This window comes from Flagellimonas lutimaris (assembly GCF_051494225.1).
In the GTDB taxonomy this organism is placed as follows: Bacteria; Bacteroidota; Bacteroidia; order Flavobacteriales; family Flavobacteriaceae; genus Flagellimonas; species Flagellimonas lutimaris_A.
The window spans coordinates 773,139-791,942 of sequence record NZ_JBNPYE010000001.1 but is presented as its reverse complement, the minus strand read 5'-3'; the positions used below and the strand labels follow the sequence as shown (position 1 = coordinate 791,942).

The 18,804-nt window shown below is 38.7% G+C and carries 17 protein-coding genes; 3 read left to right on the top strand and 14 right to left on the bottom strand.

Features of this window, described 5'->3' with window-relative positions:
* Window positions 1–11 precede the first annotated feature (11 nt).
* Window positions 12–1,463 (bottom strand): TonB-dependent receptor, encoded by a 1,452-nt coding sequence (locus ACQQ5U_RS03585; RefSeq protein ID WP_437395571.1) that lies wholly within the window; start codon window positions 1,461–1,463, stop codon window positions 12–14.
* Window positions 1,464–1,552: 89 nt separating this feature from the next.
* Here ACQQ5U_RS03585 and ACQQ5U_RS03580 point away from each other — a divergent pair, with 89 nt between their 5' ends.
* Complete coding sequence (locus tag ACQQ5U_RS03580) at window positions 1,553–2,317, top strand: MBL fold metallo-hydrolase (protein ID WP_437395893.1); 765 nt, start codon at window positions 1,553–1,555, stop codon at window positions 2,315–2,317.
* A 5-nt stretch (window positions 2,318–2,322) separates the two neighbouring features.
* Complete coding sequence (locus ACQQ5U_RS03575) at window positions 2,323–2,820, top strand: hydrolase (RefSeq protein WP_437395570.1); 498 nt, start codon at window positions 2,323–2,325, stop codon at window positions 2,818–2,820.
* A 34-nt stretch (window positions 2,821–2,854) separates the two neighbouring features.
* Here ACQQ5U_RS03575 and ACQQ5U_RS03570 read toward each other — a convergent pair whose 3' ends face one another.
* The 11 genes from ACQQ5U_RS03570 to ACQQ5U_RS03520 form a co-directional block, all read right to left on the bottom strand.
* A complete protein-coding gene (locus ACQQ5U_RS03570) occupies window positions 2,855–3,514 on the bottom strand; it encodes an alpha/beta hydrolase (RefSeq protein WP_437395569.1) in 660 nt (219 codons plus the stop codon).
* A 9-nt stretch (window positions 3,515–3,523) separates the two neighbouring features.
* The gene (locus ACQQ5U_RS03565) at window positions 3,524–3,847 is read right to left on the bottom strand and encodes a hypothetical protein (RefSeq protein WP_437395568.1); all 324 of its coding nucleotides are present in this window, start codon (window positions 3,845–3,847) and stop codon (window positions 3,524–3,526) included.
* Window positions 3,847–5,100, bottom strand: coding sequence for a dihydroorotase (locus ACQQ5U_RS03560; protein WP_437395567.1), 1,254 nt, complete (start codon window positions 5,098–5,100; stop codon window positions 3,847–3,849). The genes ACQQ5U_RS03565 and ACQQ5U_RS03560 overlap by 1 nt, the downstream gene beginning before the upstream one ends.
* A complete protein-coding gene (locus tag ACQQ5U_RS03555; protein ID WP_437395566.1) occupies window positions 5,097–7,049 on the bottom strand; it encodes a BatA domain-containing protein in 1,953 nt (650 codons plus the stop codon). The genes ACQQ5U_RS03560 and ACQQ5U_RS03555 overlap by 4 nt, the downstream gene beginning before the upstream one ends.
* Before the next feature lie 201 nt (window positions 7,050–7,250).
* Entirely contained in the window at window positions 7,251–8,258 is a 1,008-nt protein-coding gene (locus tag ACQQ5U_RS03550; RefSeq protein ID WP_437395565.1) for a glycosyltransferase, read from the bottom strand.
* Between the two features lie 32 nt (window positions 8,259–8,290).
* Window positions 8,291–8,740, bottom strand: coding sequence for a hypothetical protein (locus ACQQ5U_RS03545; RefSeq protein WP_437395564.1), 450 nt, complete (start codon window positions 8,738–8,740; stop codon window positions 8,291–8,293).
* Window positions 8,741–8,749: 9 nt separating this feature from the next.
* Complete coding sequence (locus ACQQ5U_RS03540) at window positions 8,750–9,523, bottom strand: sterol desaturase family protein (RefSeq protein WP_437395563.1); 774 nt, start codon at window positions 9,521–9,523, stop codon at window positions 8,750–8,752.
* A gap of 85 nt (window positions 9,524–9,608) precedes the next feature.
* The gene (locus tag ACQQ5U_RS03535) at window positions 9,609–11,390 is read right to left on the bottom strand and encodes a tetratricopeptide repeat protein (RefSeq protein WP_437395562.1); all 1,782 of its coding nucleotides are present in this window, start codon (window positions 11,388–11,390) and stop codon (window positions 9,609–9,611) included.
* A gap of 163 nt (window positions 11,391–11,553) precedes the next feature.
* The gene (locus ACQQ5U_RS03530) at window positions 11,554–12,246 is read right to left on the bottom strand and encodes an SGNH/GDSL hydrolase family protein (protein WP_437395561.1); all 693 of its coding nucleotides are present in this window, start codon (window positions 12,244–12,246) and stop codon (window positions 11,554–11,556) included.
* A gap of 28 nt (window positions 12,247–12,274) precedes the next feature.
* The gene (locus tag ACQQ5U_RS03525; protein WP_437395560.1) at window positions 12,275–12,553 is read right to left on the bottom strand and encodes a hypothetical protein; all 279 of its coding nucleotides are present in this window, start codon (window positions 12,551–12,553) and stop codon (window positions 12,275–12,277) included.
* A 138-nt stretch (window positions 12,554–12,691) separates the two neighbouring features.
* Window positions 12,692–14,176 carry a S10 family peptidase gene (locus ACQQ5U_RS03520; RefSeq protein WP_437395559.1) on the bottom strand — a complete coding sequence of 495 codons (1,485 nt, stop codon included), beginning with the start codon at window positions 14,174–14,176 and terminating at the stop codon, window positions 12,692–12,694.
* A 143-nt stretch (window positions 14,177–14,319) separates the two neighbouring features.
* On the opposite strand from ACQQ5U_RS03520, the gene ACQQ5U_RS03515 reads away from it, so the two are divergent.
* Window positions 14,320–15,459, top strand: a complete 1,140-nt coding sequence (locus ACQQ5U_RS03515; RefSeq protein WP_437395558.1) for a Gfo/Idh/MocA family protein — start codon at window positions 14,320–14,322, stop codon at window positions 15,457–15,459.
* Here the strand turns inward: ACQQ5U_RS03515 and ACQQ5U_RS03510 are convergent, their stop codons facing one another.
* On the bottom strand, window positions 15,460–17,259 hold the full coding sequence (locus tag ACQQ5U_RS03510) for a serine hydrolase (protein ID WP_437395557.1): 1,800 nt from the start codon (window positions 17,257–17,259) through the stop codon (window positions 15,460–15,462).
* Window positions 17,260–17,518: 259 nt separating this feature from the next.
* Window positions 17,519–18,802, bottom strand: a complete 1,284-nt coding sequence (locus tag ACQQ5U_RS03505) for an ADP-ribosylglycohydrolase family protein (RefSeq protein ID WP_437395556.1) — start codon at window positions 18,800–18,802, stop codon at window positions 17,519–17,521.
* Window positions 18,803–18,804: the final 2 nt, after the last annotated feature.

The window sequence follows — 18,804 nt, the reverse complement described above, 5'->3', positions numbered from 1 at the left end:
CTTTTTTATTTCTATTCTTTCTCTTCGAGAACCTTTCTGGTAAATAGGTTTTTCTCTTTTATAATTTCGGCAATACCCTCGGGGAGTTCTTTCTCCCATCCCTCGTCTTTGTTAATAATTTTCTTGAGTACATCTCTTGAGAAAATATGTAGTACATCCGGGTCATAGTCGATAATATCCATCACTTTACCATTGTACTTAAAGAATTTGTACAATTCTTTCATCCTAGGATGCACCTTCACATTGTTGCTGGTAAGTACTTGGCCAGTTTCTGGATCTTTCATTGGATAGAGGTACACCTTCAAATCCTTAAAGAACAATTTACCAAAGGCTTCCAGAATACCGCCACTTAAGTGACGATAGTATTTTTCATCGAATACATCCACCAAGTTGTTGACGCCCATGGTCAATCCAATCTTGGCCTTGGTGTAATTATTAAAGTATTCTACCAGCTTATAGTATTCTTGGAATTTGGATATCAGCACCGTATGCCCCAGAGAACAAAGCAATTCGGCCCTATCCATAAAGTCCTGCTCATCAATTTCCCCTGAAGCCTTAAGATTGGAAAGTGTTATCTCAAAAACCACAATGGTATTCTCATATTCCACAGTTTGTTCCCGTACAAATATATCGTACGACTTTTGGAACATGTCCATATTCACCTTGGTCACAGGTCTAAAGCTACCACGTAGTGCCAGAATACTTTTCTTGTAAAGTACTGCGGCGGGAAGCAAGTTATGCCCGTCGGGGCCGAACATTACCGCATCTGTCATATCATTTTTAATAAGCTGAAGGCTCATCAAACGGTTATCAACATCGGCAAAATTGGGACCCGTAAAGTTGATCATATCAATCTCCAAAGTATCATGGTCGATATGATCGTACAGGTATTTTAAAAGTTTTCTGGGCTTATGGAACTTGAAAAATGCACCATAAATCAAGTTTACACCAAGTATTCCAAGCGTCTCTTGCTGTAATCTAGCTTCATTTTGTTTAAAACGGATATGAAGTACAATTTCATCATATTCCTTTTGGTCGGGATCCAATTGAAAACGAAGACCCACCCAACCGTGTCCTTTATATCTTTTCGAAAAATCGATAGTAGCCACGGTGTTGGCATAACTAAAGAACAAATAATCAGGATTATTTTCCCTGCTAATTCGTTCTTCGACCAATCGCATTTCGTGGTCCAACATTTTTTTCAATCGGGACTGGGTAACATAGCGCCCATCTTCTTCAATTCCATAAATGGCATCACTAAAAGATTTATCGTAGGCACTCATTGCCTTTGCAATGGTTCCAGAGGCTCCTCCGGCCCTAAAAAAATGTCTGGCAGTCTCCTGTCCGGCGCCAATCTCGGCAAAGGTTCCATAAATATCCTGGTTCAAATTGATCCTAAGGGTTTTTGCCTTTATGGAAGGAATATTTTCAAAAGCATTTTGTCTGCTTGGTACGCTAGGCATATCCTGATTTTTAAAGTAAAGCAAAGTTACACTCTTCAATCAATCTATTAAATAAATAAGTTATAATTTTGATTTTAATGGATGATATGATGACCATTACTTTTTTGGGCACAGGAACTTCACAGGGCATACCAGTAATCGGAAGTAACCACCCCGTATGCCTAAGCAAAGATCCCAAAGACAAAAGACTACGTGTTTCCGTATTAGTTTCTTGGAAAGAGTACAACTACGTTATTGATTGCGGCCCGGATTTTAGACAACAAATGCTTGCGAATCCCATTGATAAGTTGGATGGTATTTTATTTACGCACGAGCATGCCGACCACACTGCTGGAATTGATGATATTCGCCCCTTTTTCTTTAGACAAGGAGATATACCCATTTATGCACACCCTAGGGTTTTGGATTCCTTAAAAAGACGGTTTGACTATATTTTTGCTGATGAAGACCGTTATCCTGGAGCACCTGCCGTACAGGTTTTTGAAGTTACCAAGGACCGGAACATTTCTTTGGGCGATTTGGACGTAGTTCCTATTGAAGCGTTCCATAACCGATTACAAGTTTTTGGATATCGATTTGGTGAGTTTGTGTATATGACGGATGTAAAAAGGGTAGAAAAAGACGAAATCAAAAAAATGAAGGGGGCCAAGGTCTTGGTAGTAAATGCACTAAGAATAGAACCGCACCATTCTCATTTTAATTTGGAAGAAGCGTTGGAGTTTGCAAAAGAAGTTGGGGCAGAGCAGACCTATTTTACCCATATCAGTGCTTTGTTGGGATTTCATGAAGAAGTGGAAAAAAGTCTCCCCAAAAACATACATTTGGCCTACGATAACCTACAATTAAAAATATAAGCTCCATGAAAAGTAGAATTTTTCTATACCTATTTGTTTTTGCAGCCTTACTGGCCCTATTTCAATTTGTGACCGGGAACAATATGCAAAAAGCATTGACCACGGATGTAAATCAATTACAAACTGAGGTGGAAGAACTCAAGGATTCCTTACAAACGATGCATTTAAAAGTATTGGATATGCAATATTTCACCTTGGAGAACAATGATGATGCACTGGCATATTATGAGCATCTTAACTTGGAAAATCCATCGCTCTACATTCAAGATAAATTATTGGAAACCAACGAGCAAAAAGGAGACAATCCTTTGATTCCCTACGAAGGGATGGAAAGTAATTTTAAAATAAATAAAATCAAGGTGCTCAATCACAAATGGATTTTGGCTGATTTTTCTGATGGAAAATATTGGGGCGACCTCATTATAAAATATGAGTTAAAAGATGACCTGAGTGTGGACTTTACCTTAGCGGAGCACTTACTTTACGCTCCTCAGGATTATTAAACCAATGCTCTTGAACTTGTATTTTGTATTTGAATCAAAGATGCTCCTCCAACCACTTTTTAAAGGAAAAGAAATTTTGCTGGGAAACCCCATGACCTATCGGAAATTCTTGATACTGGGTTGGGATATTCAATTTTTTTAAGAACTCGGGTGACTTTTGGGCCCATTCCAAAGGAATTACTTGGTCTACTTGCCCATGGGAAACATAAAAACTTAGGTTTTTATGATTTTTGCCCGCATAATTGTCTATCAAAATGTTTTCGTTGATATATCCGCTGAGCGCAATTACATTCTTTACTTTTTCAGGGTACGATAACGCTGCCGCATAGCTGAGAACGGTACCTTGACTAAAACCTAAAAGGGTGATATTGTCCTTGTCCAGATCGTACGCATCAATCGCCTCATCAATAAAAGTGACAATTTTATCCCTAGACTCTTTAGCCTGTTCATCGTCGCTCCATTTTCCCTGTTCTGCATCAAAATTTATAGCGTACCATGCATGTCCAAAAGGTTCTAGATCATAAGGTGCCTTTAAGGAAAAAACCATCAATTCTTCCGGTAGTTCGGATGCAAAGGAAAAAAGGTCTTCCTCATTGCTGCCATAACCATGGAACATAAAAAGTGCAGGAACTTTTCCAGATTGTATTGAAGAGCGACGCAGTAAATATTCCAGGGATAGGGTTTTTAGGGACATTGTTTAAATTTAAGATATGAATGTGAACCACTTTTGAAAATACTTACCCAAAAAAGGTAGTGGTTTAGTGGTTTCATTTAAAACTTGCAGAAAACCATACACCCAAATAATAAGGTAAAAAATGTAGATTGGAACTGATAGGTAAACAAAACCAGTGTATGTTAATAAAATCGCCAAAGCATGGAAAAGAACATGTATCCCAAAAGCTTGCCGGGTATGAAAACGGGCAAAAGCGTTCTTGGGTTCAATATTCATGGTGATGGCTATCAAACAGCCTATAATGGTAATGTATGCTACAATTGCCGTGGTTTTTCCTGGGGTGGAATTGTTCATTATAATATACTTTGATCGTTGTTTATGATTCCGTAAACCTTTCCTTTTAATTTAGAGCCTAGGAACATACTATTTTTAGTTGTAGAAAGAATGTCCTGGGTATCAAAAGTGTATTCCCCATCAGGATTGAATAGCGTTAAACATGCTTTGGCACCTTCTTTCAGTTCAGGTGTTTCAATTTGATATCGAGAACGTCCTTTGGTTAAGAATCCAATAGTTTCTTCGAGTTCAAAAATGGTGTTCAATCCTCCAAATGCCGATTCCAGTCCAAGACTGCCACTCTTAGCGTTGTCAAACTCTACACGTTTATGCTCAATATCCATGGGTATATGGTCCGAAGTCACAAAATCTATTGTTCCATTTTTCAATCCTTTGATCAATGCCCTACTATCGGATTTTGTCCGTAGGGGAGGAGATACCTTAAAATGGGTGTCAAAATCCTTAAGGGTTTCATCCGAAAAAATGAGATTATGAATTGCAACGCTACAGGTCACATCCAATCCCTTTTTCTTGGCCTCGGCGATAAGCTTTACCGAACCAGCGGAAGAAATGGTGGGTACATGTAGTTTACCTCCCGTATATTCCAATATAAAAATATCGCGGGCTATCTGCAATTCTTCTGAAAGTGCAGGAATTCCCTTGAGTCCAAGTTTTGTTGACACTTCTCCTTCATGTGCAACCCCATTTCCCTTAATATCACCATCCTGTGGAAAAGAACAGACCAGTCCATCAAAATTTTGGGCGTACAGCAATGCTATTTTTAGCAGATTAGGATTGGAAATCTGTTTTTTGAAATCATAGAAGGCTACAGCGCCAGCATTTTTCATATCAAAAAGCTCTGCAAGGTCAATACCTTCCGAGTTTTTGGTCAAAGAGCCAATGGGGTAAATCTTGGTTGCCTTTCCTTGTCCACGCTCTTTTAAAAATACCACATCGGAACTTGTATCAGGTACAGGATTAGTGTTAGGATTGAGTACAATATCGGTAAAACCACTTTTACCGGCTGTAAAAAGTCCATTGGCAATGGTTTCTCGTTCTTCAAAACCGGGCTCACCAAAACTTACGCTGCTATCGAACCATCCGAGAGAAACGTGTAAGTTTTTTTTGTCCAGCACTTTTGTGTTGGAAGGAGCTTCCACAGCGGCGCCGATTTTCTCAATAATTCCTTTTTTAATAAGGATATCACGCTTTTTCAAGTGAAGTTCCTTGTTCTCTGGGCATACAATTTTTGCAGACTTCAGCAGAATGTTCATGTAACAAATTTTTGAATGATAACCTCTATAAGCGCCAGAAGCAACGCTAAAATAACAAACCATTTCCAAAAAGCGGTTATGTTGTTCTCCGCTTTCAGATATTCGAACAACTCTGGAATGGAATCCATGGTGTTTATATTTTCCAATGCTCCGATATCCAGATATTTGAGTTGACTTTCCGTTCTAGGGTAGTTAAAACTGATATTTTGTAAAATTTCTTCGTTCTTCAGAATGGAATAAATACCGTCTTCGGTCGGGTTTTGGTCAAAAGTTACCCTTACTCGATTTGGAAAAGTCTGCTGAAGTGGAATAAACTCATATCCTTCTTTGGACACCCTTAAAATATCATCATTGCCAATTTGAGCGGAAATATCCACCATGGTTGCCTCACCCAAGTTTTGATAGGGCTTCGGTATCTGCAAACTGGATTGGACCATATTATAGAATGTCGGCACAATCAATGGAGAGTTTATGAAGTTGGAATTTTCCAATGTCAATGGAACCGTAAAAACGTATAACCCATCATCACCTGATAAAAAGGAGTCGCCACCATCCATGGACAATGCCGTGGACAGATTGGTCTGTATTCTAAAATGTTCATTTACTGATGGATATTGAAAATTGGTCACTTCCTGTTTAAAAACGTTGCGGTATAACGGATGATCGAACGTTATGTTGGTCAATTGAACATTTGAAGTTATTTTTTCTAAATATTGTGTAGCCGATAAACTGGACAAAAAGGCGTTGTATGATGATAACTCACTATTGATACCGGGAACTATAATTAAAGTTCCTCCATCATTTTTAAAAGAGCGCAGTATATTTTGTAAGCTGTTTGGAATTGTGGTCAAATTATCAAGAATCACCACATTTTGATTGTCCAAATTACTGTAATCCAGTTGATTTAGGGCGTATTTCTGAAAATCGAACTCATCACCACGGAACAATCGGTTCAAATAATTATTGCCCGATTCACTGATGGCCAAAATCTTTATCTTCTCTTTGGAATTGATGTTGAAATAGAACTTATTGTCATACCCCAAGGCATTATCGATAATACTCAATCGTCCATTCAGTTGCTCATTCGCGGGAATGGTAAATTTGACTTCCGCATCCCCGTTTGATTTAAATTTTGCCGCTGATTTGGCAATCAATTGATCATTGTTATATAATGAAATGGGTAATGCTTCGTCCTCATTTCCGCCAGAAAGAAATACTTGAAGTGTTGCCTGTTCATTCAATCCATCTTCCACAAAAACGGAATCAATGGATGCATTTTGAATCTCTCTTGGCTGCATCGGAACAAAGTGGGCAAACAACGTGGAGTCTATCGAATTGTTACCAGAAGCTAATCTTTCTTGAAAGTCGGAAACTACAATTAGGTTTTTAATTGTACCGTTATTCTGGGAAAACAAACTGCTGGCCTTTAGGCCAATTTCGTTCAGATTCAACTGTTTGTAGGAGTAGGGGAGTGATAACAATGAATTCTGGATATCCGTCACCCGAACATTATTGAACGTTTTCTCGTTGGTAAACAAACTGAATTCGGTATCCCTATCAATATTTTTAATAAAATCCTGGACTGCTTTTTCCAAAAGTGAAATGCCGTTATTCTTGGCTTGCATACTGAAGGAATCGTCCAAATAGACAACGGTTTCCTTTTCTTGTAGCGCCGTTGTAGCTGAAGTGAATGGCTGGGCAAATGCAATGATGATAGCTGCAAGTAACAAAAGTCGCGTAAATAACAGCAGCCATTTTTTAAGGGAATTACTTTTTCTGGATTCCGAAACCACCTTCTGCAGCATGGCCACATTGGTGAACGGAGTTTTCTTGAAACGGCGTAGTTGAAATAAATGAATTAGAATAGGAATGACTAGAAGAAAAAGTGCCCAAAGAGTTTCTGGATGGTTAAACTGCATTCCCAATATTGCTTGATCAAAGATAGGCATTAAAACATTCTAATTTTAATGTTCATTTATCAATTGTCAAAGACCGATCAACAATAACCAATGGACAATTATCAATTAACCTATTGTGATTGTGAGCAACGCAAAATTATTTTTGGCACCAATTTCACGAATGACTTGAATATTATTATTTGTCCTTCTGAGCAAAGCGAAGATTCTCCTTTCTGAAAGCATAGTCAAAACCTAGCAAAAAAAGAAGTAATCCTGCATTGGCGATTGTCCTAACGCTAAAAAATATTCCCTGATTTCTTTTTGGGCATCTTCATTGGCCACAGTGATTATACTTTGTGGGTTGCCCAGATTCTGCAAGGCTTCAAAATGGACAAGTTCTTTGCCATAAATGCTTTTCCCAATCTTTTTGGGATTATCGCACAGCCAAATAAAATCCAATCCTTGTTTTTTTAACCCTTTTGCAATTTTCTTTCCCTTAAATCCAGCGCCCCAAATCACTAATGGTCGGTTTATATCGTGATTTAACTTTAAAAAATAGTGGAGCTTGATGTCCAAAAAATAATTTTGAGCATAATGTTCGTGGGTGCGCGATGTACGTGTATCGTAATCACGCCATAAGTGCAGCACTTGGTTGCAAGGAATAATTTTAAAACCGTATTCATAAAACCGGAAAGTGAGATCATAATCTTCGGGATAGCGCTGGGGTTCAAAACCTTTACAATCTTTAAAATCTTCACGATGAACCATCCAACAAGGGGAAGGGATCACACATTCCTTGTAAATTTCATCAAAATTATGTCCGTAGGACGTCAATCGGTTCAACCATTGCTCATACCGTTCGTATCCATTGCTGATTCCCCGGTTTGAAAAATATTTTACCTGTCCAACAGCAACATGTCCCTTCCCGTTTTCATTTAATGAATTTATCATGACCTCTAATCGATTTGGTTTCATGATATCGTCTGAATCCATTCGTGTTACAAAGTCACCATTGCTGTTGGTATAACCGGTTTGAAGTGCAGGAATAATACCTGAGCCCTTATTTTGAAAGACTTTTATACGCCCATCTTTTTGGGAATAGGAGGAAAGAAGCTCATAACTTTCATCGGAAGAATGGTCGTTCACGGCCAAGACTTCCCAATGATCATAAGTTTGATTTGCAATGGAATCCAAACATTCGGGAAGAAAATGTGCAGTGTTTTTAAAAGGGATTATGATGCTAACCTTACCGTTTTGCATGCTGCAAGGTAACTAATTCATGAGAAGTAATTTTAAGTAAATGGAAGCAAATCGGGCTCCAAATAGGTTGTTTTTGCTTTTGGGTCAGTAATCACATCTTTGCCATAATGTAGGGACAGCAATTCTTTGAACGAGGTAATCAGTTTGGGAAATTCAACTATAAATTCTTCAAAAGTGGTCGCAATCGATTTCCGCCTAAAATGATGCACCGCTTTTACGGAAGCTACGGTAAGAGTGACATGATATTTAGTACCATCGCCATGGAACTGGTCAAAGTTTTGAATGCCTTGACACGTTTTATCAATAGCCAATAGTTCATCGTATTGCGTTAAATAAATCCATGCTAAACGAAGATGGGCCTCGTGGGTAAAGAGGTTCGGGGGAAAACCTCTACTTTCAAAAGCATGTATAAATTCCTTATCAGTGTATTGCGAATGATGATGAGGACGTTGCATTTCCAAATTGGGTCTAGTACAGGGCATGTATTTATTTTATTGATTTTTATTGATATCCTTAAAAGTTAACATGTCCCATACTCTTTTGGATGCTCCGTTATAAAACCCAGTTTCATGCTCGTACCTTTTTGGGTTGTTAAATGTTCCAAAAACTATATCGAACAAAGAAATATCGGAATAATTGTACGCATGAATTCCTTTGGCGTGGTGCACAGTATGCGCTTCGGGACGTTGTACAATGTATCCTATCCATGTGGGCGTGCTGATGTTGGCATGCTGAAAAATTGCCAAAAAAGTAGTAATCAATATAAAAAGCGTTGCTGCTTGTGCCGTAAATCCTGCTACAACAACTAAACAAAGGCTTCCCAATAAGCTGAAACCAATCATATCCATTGGACTAAAATAAAACGCTCCGTAGCTATCCATGCGTTCCGCACTATGATGCATTTGGTGGAAAATTTTCCAGAGTGTATCATTCTTGTGCATGGCATAATGCCAAATATATAGACCAAATTCGTAGATCAATAGGGCTACGAACGCACCTCCCAAAGTTCCGAGAGAGGTAAGGTTGAAAATTTGATAGTCTACCAAATAGGTGTCCCATACTAAAGGAAAATAGGTAGATAAATAAAAGAATACGGCGAAGGAAGTAAGCCCTTGGAGTTTCCAGTTTTTAATTTTTGGCAGCTCTCTTGCTGGAAAAAGCGCTTCCCAAAGCATTAAGGCGGCGTACATTCCCAAAATAATCAGGGAAATGGGATCTATTAGCACATCCCATGGGTTCGGTAAATTTTTTAAAATCTCTAGCATTTGAATAGTATTTTTTAGATTGTTTACCCTTTATGCAGAAGTTTTTACCTTACAATGTAAGTTGGAATGTAAGTTTATCTAATATTTAAAATGTCCATTCATGAGAAATTTCAGGTTTGTAGCTGCAATAGCTCCCAGTTTTTATGGAGTTGGACAAGTGTTTGGCCAATTGTGGGTGTATTTTTTCAATTTTTTTAATGGTATTTCGAATACGCCAGGTAACAGCAGCCCTTGCTTTTTCTATGGACGAACCGGTCTTTCTTGTTTTATTGGCTATTCCAACGGTTTGTGATAATTGATCAATTAACGCGTCCAATTTTTCTTTGTCCTGTTCCGCTTTTTCATACAGCCCCATTTCTTCAGCATCACTAATTGCAATTTGCAAAGCCTGCACTTTTTGTTTGTATTCCGATTTGGCTTTGTCATCAATCATTTTGGTGCCACTGGCCATTAGTATGGCTCCCATAAGGTCGATGCAGTAAAATTCTTCTTCGGGCTGTTGTAATAATTTGGCAATGTCGTGCAGACCTTTGGAATCTTTAATTGTAATAATTTGATTATTATACTGTAATTCCCAAAACTCTCCTTGATCAATAAAAGCACCTTTATAGGTTGAGGCAGTACTTAAAGAAGAGGACTTAACTTCCCTTTTTTCCTTCCCTAATATAAAATCCCAAAATGGTTGCAAGTTAGTTTTGCCTTTATTTGGATTCACCACCTTTTGCCATTCAATTGCTTCTTGGTCCGTGGGTTCTTTTCCCTTGTTAATGTTTACCTTGAAAATTGATAAATATTTTTTCCAGTAATCACGCATACTATCGTATTCACCTAAATGATAGCAGGTAGCAGCCAAGAACGCAGTGAAATCCGTCCAAATGCCAAGATTGGAAACTTTTTCCCCAAATTCCAAAGCTTTTGCATAGAGTCCTTTTTCAAAATAAATAAGTAAACCCGACAACAAATAGGCTTCAGGTTGTAAGGGATTTAGATTTCTGGCCTTATGATATAATTGTTCTGCTTCTTCCAGATATCCCAACCATACAAAACAATTGGAGACTAGAATAAGGTTGTCGGCATCACTGGGGTTCATCCGTAGTGATTTTCGAAGTAGATGCTCGGATTTTTTGTAATCGCCTAGATAAAGATAGGTACGCCCCAAAACGGACAGCGAGACATAATCGTTTTCATCCAGTTCGATTGCTTTAAGAGCATAATCGTGTGCTCCTTTCTGGCTAAGTTCCCAACGGTCCCACAATTGACAGCTCCATTCATTAAAATAGGTTAGCGAAATACCTGTATAGGCCCTAGCAAAGGATGGATTGATTTTAAGTGCAGATTCGAAATATTCTCGGGCTTTTAAATCACTTTCAATAGTTCCTTTTTTTACTTCTTCCATTCCCATGAGCCAATTTTCATAGGCGACAAGTTCCACGGATTCTTTTTTGTAAGAGTAGGAAAGTAGGTCGTGCTGAATTTGTTTTTGGAGCACGCTAACCATTTGTTGCGTTATAGTGTCCTGAGTATTTAGAAGGGTTTCCAAAGTTTCATCGTGGTTTCCCGCAAAAACAACTTTGTTGTCCTTGGTTCGAATTAATTGTACACTGATTCTAAAACCGTTTTCTGTAGATCTAAAACTTCCCGTAATCAGATAATCGGCACCCAATCGAGAAATAGATTCGGAATCATAAATATCCTTTATACCAAGACTAGAGTATTGGGAAACAACGGATAGGCCAATGAATTTTGAAAAATTTACAATAAGGTCATCTGTAAACCCTCTAATTATTGGACTGATATTTTCCGTTCTGCCAATAATTTGAAATGGCAAAACTGCAATTGTAGTCTCCCTATTGTCAATAAGTTCCACTTTCGTTTGATTGATGAGACTAAGATACAAAAGTTACCTATTAGGCTCATATTCAATGTGTCAAATCATAAAATATATGTACGAAAAGCTTAAATCAATTATAAAGTGAATCCATTTGGTAAGTGTATCAACTAAGTTTTCGGATAATAGGTAGAAGAATCTATTACTTTTTTAGTACTATGTTGATGCTCTCCACCACCATTTTCTCCATAATCTCATAGCCCGCATTGGTTACATGGACCTCGTCCGTGGTCAATTCGGATGGCAGACCGTTTCTGTCATCGGCCATTTCAGAGAAATAATCCAAATACATTATTCCTTGGGCTTCTGTCATATTCTTGAGCATGTTATTAAGCTTTGGAATTTTGATATTGGGTTGCAAACCTGGCCTCCAAGGGTAATCGTAGGCGGGGAGTACTGAACAAACAATCGGTTTAATACCGTTTGCTTTTGCCAATTCTACCATGGATAAAATATTATCGTGAATTTGTTCCAATGTCATTGGACCTGTGTTGCCGGCAATATCGTTGGTTCCAGCTAAAATCACCACTACTTTTGGGTTTAGGTCAATCACATCTTGACGGAAGCGTAGAAGCATCTGTGGAGTGGTCTGTCCTCCAATTCCACGATTTACATAAGGATGTTCTTTAAAAAACTCTGGATGGGTTCCTATCCACATTTCCGTAATAGAATTGCCCATAAATACTACCCTATTTTCTCCTTCTAAGGGAGCGGGGAGTTCAGCATTGGCGTTTTTGTACTTTTCCAAATTGGGCCAATCTTGGGCTTTAATTTTGGAAGTAATCGTCAATCCTAAAAACGAAAGCATAAGACAGAGTATGGTTTGTTTTTTCATTATGTGCAGTTTGGTTAAAAATAGAAAATTATCGTGGCACAAATAGTATGTACAGCACAAAAAAAAGTAGGCCGGTAGCTATGACCGCATAAAACATCTGTCTCTTTTCTTCCTCCTTTTGGATAAACATCTTTTTTCGAACGCGAGCTATATCCCGTGAAGTCGATTTCTTGAAGTGCAATTTGGTAACACTTTTTTTACCATAGACATCTTCTTTCGTCCGTTTACGTCTGCTTCTTGACCTAAGAAGAGCCCTATTTCCTTCAATAACATTTTTGGCATGTTGTGCAAATCCTCCACCTCCCATAATTGATATATTTTATCATATAGGTGTGTTTTGTTGTGTTTTTGTTACAAAAAATAAATTATATTGATAATTCCACAATAAAAAAGCGGTGTACCCTTATTGGTCACACCGCTTAAATAGCTTCAAATATTATATAAATTAATATTTCGCGCTTTTCCCGTTGGCTTGGGTTCTTAAAATAAACGCTCTAATATCTTCGTTGGCTGATTTTAAATCTTCTTTTCTCAAATACATCATGTGACCAGAACGGTATCCTTTAAACTCGAAACGGTCTTTCATTCTACCGCTTGGATCTACTTGTGACATCGTATATTTGGCGGCAAAATAGGTACAAGCACCATCATAATAACCGGATTGTACCAAAACATTCAGGTATGGATTTTGAGCCATAGCTTGACGCAAATCGTCTCGAACGCTATCATCACTATCGTCCCAAGGGTGAACAGGGCCAAACATATTGTATTTAATGTCAGTTTTAAAATCAAGCTCTTCCTGCAAGTAATAGTTGATGGCAGGGGTAAAGCTGTGCAACCAAGAAGTCAATTCAGGTGAATAATCAGGTCGGGTACCTGCCAATGTTTTGTCAATTCCCAAATAACGGCTATCCAACCGTCCGATGGTGTAACCTCCTTTATCTCGCAACAAAGCTTTCCAAAAGAATTGGGTAGGTACGTCCAAGTTGTGATCAATAATGTCTTTGGATTTTAATCCTGAATAACGAGCCATTTTATCAGCAATAGCTTTACGTTCCGAATCTTGGATAAAGCCCCCTTTGGCAATGGCCGGTAACAATTCATTAATCGTGAATTCTTCAACTTCCGGTAAAACTTCCAATAGATCCTTGCTTTGCAAATCTGATGGCAAAGCTTTGTGATGCCATGCTGCAGCTGCGTAATAAGGCATGTTCAAGGCACTGGAAACAGGGTCATTGTCGCGGAAGACCTTGTAATCGGCAGGGGAAACCATAATTACACCGTTCAAATACATCCATTGCTGATTCTGAAGCGCTAACGAAAGCCCCATAACACGGGTACCTCCATAGCTTTCACCCACAATATATTTTGGGGAGTTCCATCGGTTGTTTCTGGAAACGAAAGTGTTCAGCCATTCGGCCAAATATTTGGTATCGGCATTGATTCCGAAGAATTTTTTACGGTCCACTTCTTTTCCTGTTTCAGGAATAGTGCGGGAATACCCCGTATTTACTGGGTTTACATACACAATATCGGTTACGTCCAACACGGAATATGGATTTTCCTTAACGCCGTAAGGTTGTACGGGATAACCCTCATCATCAATTTTAAGGATTCTCGGACCTGTGTAGGCCAAGTGCATCCAAACGGAACCAGAACCTGGACCTCCGTTAAAAGAAATCAATAAAGGTCTGGATGCTCTGTCTTTCACACCGTTTTTAGTGTAATACGTGTAGTGCAAGGATGCAATTGGTTCTCCCAATTCATCCCAAACCGGTTGTGTTCCGGTGGTTGCAGTGTAATCAATTCGTGAACCATTGATTGTTACCGCATGTTGGGTTGTAATTGTAGTGTCGACAGGTAATTTACGTTTTTGAGCAAAGGCCAATGAAGAGCATAGCGCAATGCCTAACAGTAAGAGTTTTTTCATTTTTATTTGGTTGAATTAGTCTAATCCATAAAAATAGGGAATTTGAAAGTTCTTACCTTGTTAAAAGAATTGTAAATCCGATAATCGAAACAGGATTGAGGTATAATTCTTATTTTTAAATGTACTCACTAAATCTATATCTCATGAAAAGTCTTACCCGAAGAAATTTTAATAATCTAACCGCAAAAGGAATAGGAGGAGCCACATTGTTATCGTCATTGCCATTTGCCTGTGCCATGGGTGCCAATCAGGACAAAAAGAAATTGGGCATTGCCTTAGTGGGACTGGGCAGTTATAGTACCTACCAGTTGGCTCCTGCTTTGCAAGATACCCAACATTGTTATTTGGCTGGAATTGTGACGGGAACACCTGAAAAAGAGAAAATCTGGTCGGATAAATATGGGATTCCTGAGAAGAATATCTACAACTATCAAAATTTTGATGATGTCACCAACAACCAGGACATTGATGTGGTATACGTAGTGCTCCCCAACAGTATGCATGCCGAGTTTTGTGTTCGAGCGGCCAAAGCGGGCAAGCATGTAATCTGTGAAAAACCCATGGGCATTAGTGTGGCCGAGTGCGATGCCATTATTAATGCGTGCAATAAAGCTGGGGTAAAACTCGGTATGGGCTATCGCTTACATTCCGAACCCTACACGCAGCAGGTTAAGGAATATGTGAAGGAAAAAACATTTGGCGATATCTTATTCGTATCTGCCGATGCTGCTTATCGCTCTGCGGGCAACCCGGACCAATGGCGATTGAACAAGAAGCTATCTGGTGGTGGTGCCTTGATGAATATGGGCGTGTACGCCGTACAAAGTACCATTTATGGTACGGGCGAAAACCCAATTTCGGTCACTGCACAGGAATTTAGCACTCGACCAGAGTATTTTAAGGATACCGACGAAACCATTACTGCTCAATTCGAATTCCCGAGTGGGGCAGTAGGGAATATTTCCACCTCACACAATTTTAATGCGAATGCAATGTATGTTTCGGGGTCTTCGGGATGGTTTCAATTGCAACCTGCCAACAATTATGGTCCATTAAGTGGTGAAACTTCAAGAGGGGATACCATTGAATTTCCACACGAGAGCCAGCAAAAGCTACAAATGGACGATTTTGCGAGACATGTGTTGTTCGGAGAACCCAACAAAGCCCCTGGTGAAATGGGCAAACGCGATATGATGATTGTGGAAGCTATCTACAAATCCATTGCGAACGGTGGTAAGACCATTGCCTTGGATTTTGAACCTGGTTTTGGGTTTGGAGGATGATTATTTTCTTTTGGCCACAAAGGTTCCATTTGGTTGGATCAAGACAAGTTCTGTCATTGAATCATTCTTGGGTGCTCTGAATCTGGTTTTGTAACCATCCAATCCTTTTATGATAAATGCATCTGCTTCAGAAGCCAATAGGTTATATTCTGGCTGTCCAGGCACTAACATATATAAGCCTTCGCCTTTGATATACACTTTTATCACAATCCCCGAAAGCTCATATTCACCTTCATATTTTTGTAAATCCGACACATCAACATCTATTACCTTGGGTTCATGCGTAAAAACAATGGGGTCCTTGAGCGATGCTTCAAGTTTTATTTTTACTGATGCTATTTCCCCATCATCATTGGTATTGAAATTGAGTTTTAAAGGTAGCTCATCAAATTCCTCAATACCGTATGGAGTAACCTCTTGGGGCTCAAAAACATCATAATGAACATGTTTTAAGTAAAATTTGATGCGTTTGAAATTCGCAAATAGCGAATCGGCCTTTAAAGAAATATCAAAACGTCCGTAGCCTTCATTGTTATAGTTTCCCGTGTAGGCACTTAAATCGTGGGAAGGTGCAGTGTTTTTTATCACTGTAGAATCCGATGCTTTCTCTCCTCCAGCTTTGGCTTCTTTTTGCTTTTCTTTTTGATCTACAAAGTAATCGGCCCAATCTGTTTTATTTACACTCAACATCCGGTCAGCTATCGTATTTCTAATCAAACTTGGCACAGAGGAACCATTTTGATTGCTCAAGACAACAATACCTAGACTATCGCTTGGGAAAAAGGCTGTGCTCGCTGAAAACCCATCGATATTGCCTCCATGTTCCACTCGATAATGACCTCGATACGAAGTTACCATCCAGCCATAGCCGTAATTGGCCAAAAACATATCCGGATTTTCTTTAGTAGGAAAACTAGGAGCAATAACCGCTTGTGAGCTAATGGCTTCTTTTACATAATTTTCCGGTAAAATGGTAGAATCCTTGAATTTACCATTGTTGATCCAAACCTTTAGCCAATTGGCCATTTCCGATACACTGCTATTGATGCTGCCTGCCGGTGCCATTCCCGCTATTCGATAGTAATCCATTTTTCTAACAATGCTATCCTTGTGCAATTCGTATCCAAATGCGACATTGGTACTTTTTTCAAGTTCATCAATGGAAGCATTGGAGCGTTGCATTTGTAACGGCGCAAAAAATCGTTCTTTTATATTTTCTTCCCAAGATTTTCCGGTAATCTTCTCTGCAATTACACCTTGAATCAAAAACATAAAGTTGTTGTAGTGCCACTTTTGCCTTAAACCTGTGAATGGTTCATGATATTCGATACGTTGCAGCAAACTGTCTCGATTATAGCTTGGAAACAAATACCAAGACCCATCGTGCCGAGGTATTCCCGTTTGATGGCTCATTAAGTCGCGTATGTTAATACCATTGTTCAATTCGTCGTTGTAGAATCTCAACTGAGGAACATAATCAATTGGGCTATCGGTAAAGGATAACTCGCCATCATTTCTTAATTGCCCTAAAATAGAACTGGTAAATGCTTTGGAACATGATCCTATGGCCAGTAATGTATTTTCATCCATAGCAATTTTGTTTTCCAGGTCACTATAACCAAATCCCTTGGCATAGATGGTTTTGTTTCCTTCTACAATTGCAACGGCAAATCCTGGAGCTTTTGTTACTTCAAGAATTTCTTCGAATTCCTTTTCAATATTTCTTAGGCGTTTATCAGTTTGACCATACCCCAAAGTAATAGTCATAAAAAGGAGGGAGAGAATCAGATAATTTTTCATTGGTTGGTTCAGGTTAGTGGTTTTTTAAATTCACCAAAAAGGCATTGTCTTCGGATAAAATTCCAGTGTTGGTCAAGTTAAACTATTTTACGATTTAATTGAAAAAACTTATATGTAAATCAATTATTTATGTGTGGATGAGTGAAAATACGGTGTCTGTTTAATAATTATGATAAAGCAAATTTATTGAAAACCTTAGATAAATTGTTGCCTTGGATTTTAAACCTGATTTTGGGTTTGGAGGATGGTATTCCTTAATTCAAGGTTTTAGTGGAATCCTCCAGATATTTTTATTTAAATCAACCGTTCCTCCCATTTCTTCGGTAACAACACGATCAATAATAGTTAGCCCTTTTTCTGCCATATTTTCAAAAGTGTCCATACCGTTTTTAGGGAAATTCTGTCTGGTTCTGTGAATGTTGTATCTGTTGGAAAATTTCCTTCCAAAAGCTTCTTCCACGCCATTTTTCCCTATCATAAAACCCAACAAACCACCCCAAGTCGCAGTTGGATTATCAGAATCCCAGCCTGTTAAAGCTCCAATTTTTATGGTTTGTTTGATGTCTCCTTTACCATAAAACAGGCTTACCAAACTTGCAGCATAATTAATGCCTGCCGCAAAACAACCATTGCAATACAAATCTTTGGAAGTTATATCGTAACCATCCTCTTGGTTCACCTGATATCTTACATAAATGGAATCTCGTGTTTGCTCCCAAGGAATACCGGAATTGTATAATTTTTTGGTATAATCAAACATCTTAGCTGGGTAGGAATCGTTCGGAAGCACTTCTCTTGCTTGGTTGGCCATCCAATTGATTTGCTCGTCCATAGTTTTCTCCTTATCAACCAAAGAAGCTAAGGAGTGCATAGCAACATAAAACTTTGATATATCTTCAGACTCTTCCCTAGCTGTTGTTTTAATGGGCAAACTGGCCATTTTTAGAGCTATGTCCGGTCTGGCAGGAGCTAACAAGCCAAATATTTCGGTTGTTAATTGCGCATCGATCATTTCAAAATGCTCATTGTTTTTGGGGTTTCCTGTCCCTGGAGGCAAAACTCCCTCCTTCATCAAATCAAATGCTTTTTGGTTGGATACCCATAAGAAGTTTTCTTCTTCAGATTTGATGTGTTTTAACCATCCATCACGTATTTGCTTTGGCGATAGGATATTGGTTTTGTTGGTAAAAAGAAGATGCTGGTACATATATTCGATATCCGTATCATCATCCGAACCCCAAATCTCCGTGGAATCTCTAAATACAAAATTAATGGCGGGGGAAAGATCACTCGGCACTCCTTCTCCCCAAATGCTGGGCTGATCGGGCCTACCCCAATCTTCGTGGGTATAGAAGTCTCCGGTTTTAATTTTCCCGATATTTCCAATTTTATCCATTTCCGTCACCAATCCAGTCCAATTGGCAATGCATTGTCCCAACCAAAAACCATATAATTTGTTGTAGTAATCATCCCGAGATATGGTTATGTGAGTAACTTCTTCTTGGTTGGAGATTTCTTCTGTTTCTTTCTTATGGACATCCATCC

Excerpts from the sequence above, each read along its gene's own strand:
- ACQQ5U_RS03585 (WP_437395571.1), bottom strand. The coding sequence starts at position 1,463 with ATGCCTAGCGTACCAAGCAGACAAAATGCTTTTGAAAATATTCCTTCC.
- ACQQ5U_RS03580 (WP_437395893.1), top strand. The coding sequence starts at position 1,553 with ATGACCATTACTTTTTTGGGCACAGGAACTTCACAGGGCATACCAGTA.
- ACQQ5U_RS03575 (WP_437395570.1), top strand. The coding sequence starts at position 2,323 with ATGAAAAGTAGAATTTTTCTATACCTATTTGTTTTTGCAGCCTTACTG.
- ACQQ5U_RS03570 (WP_437395569.1), bottom strand. The coding sequence starts at position 3,514 with ATGTCCCTAAAAACCCTATCCCTGGAATATTTACTGCGTCGCTCTTCA.
- ACQQ5U_RS03565 (WP_437395568.1), bottom strand. The coding sequence starts at position 3,847 with ATGAACAATTCCACCCCAGGAAAAACCACGGCAATTGTAGCATACATT.
- ACQQ5U_RS03560 (WP_437395567.1), bottom strand. The coding sequence starts at position 5,100 with ATGAACATTCTGCTGAAGTCTGCAAAAATTGTATGCCCAGAGAACAAG.
- ACQQ5U_RS03555 (WP_437395566.1), bottom strand. The coding sequence starts at position 7,049 with ATGCCTATCTTTGATCAAGCAATATTGGGAATGCAGTTTAACCATCCA.
- ACQQ5U_RS03550 (WP_437395565.1), bottom strand. The coding sequence starts at position 8,258 with ATGCAAAACGGTAAGGTTAGCATCATAATCCCTTTTAAAAACACTGCA.
- ACQQ5U_RS03545 (WP_437395564.1), bottom strand. The coding sequence starts at position 8,740 with ATGCCCTGTACTAGACCCAATTTGGAAATGCAACGTCCTCATCATCAT.
- ACQQ5U_RS03540 (WP_437395563.1), bottom strand. The coding sequence starts at position 9,523 with ATGCTAGAGATTTTAAAAAATTTACCGAACCCATGGGATGTGCTAATA.
- ACQQ5U_RS03530 (WP_437395561.1), bottom strand. The coding sequence starts at position 12,246 with ATGAAAAAACAAACCATACTCTGTCTTATGCTTTCGTTTTTAGGATTG.
- ACQQ5U_RS03525 (WP_437395560.1), bottom strand. The coding sequence starts at position 12,553 with ATGGGAGGTGGAGGATTTGCACAACATGCCAAAAATGTTATTGAAGGA.
- ACQQ5U_RS03520 (WP_437395559.1), bottom strand. The coding sequence starts at position 14,176 with ATGAAAAAACTCTTACTGTTAGGCATTGCGCTATGCTCTTCATTGGCC.
- ACQQ5U_RS03515 (WP_437395558.1), top strand. The coding sequence starts at position 14,320 with ATGAAAAGTCTTACCCGAAGAAATTTTAATAATCTAACCGCAAAAGGA.
- ACQQ5U_RS03510 (WP_437395557.1), bottom strand. The coding sequence starts at position 17,259 with ATGAAAAATTATCTGATTCTCTCCCTCCTTTTTATGACTATTACTTTG.
- ACQQ5U_RS03505 (WP_437395556.1), bottom strand. The coding sequence starts at position 18,802 with ATGGATGTCCATAAGAAAGAAACAGAAGAAATCTCCAACCAAGAAGAA.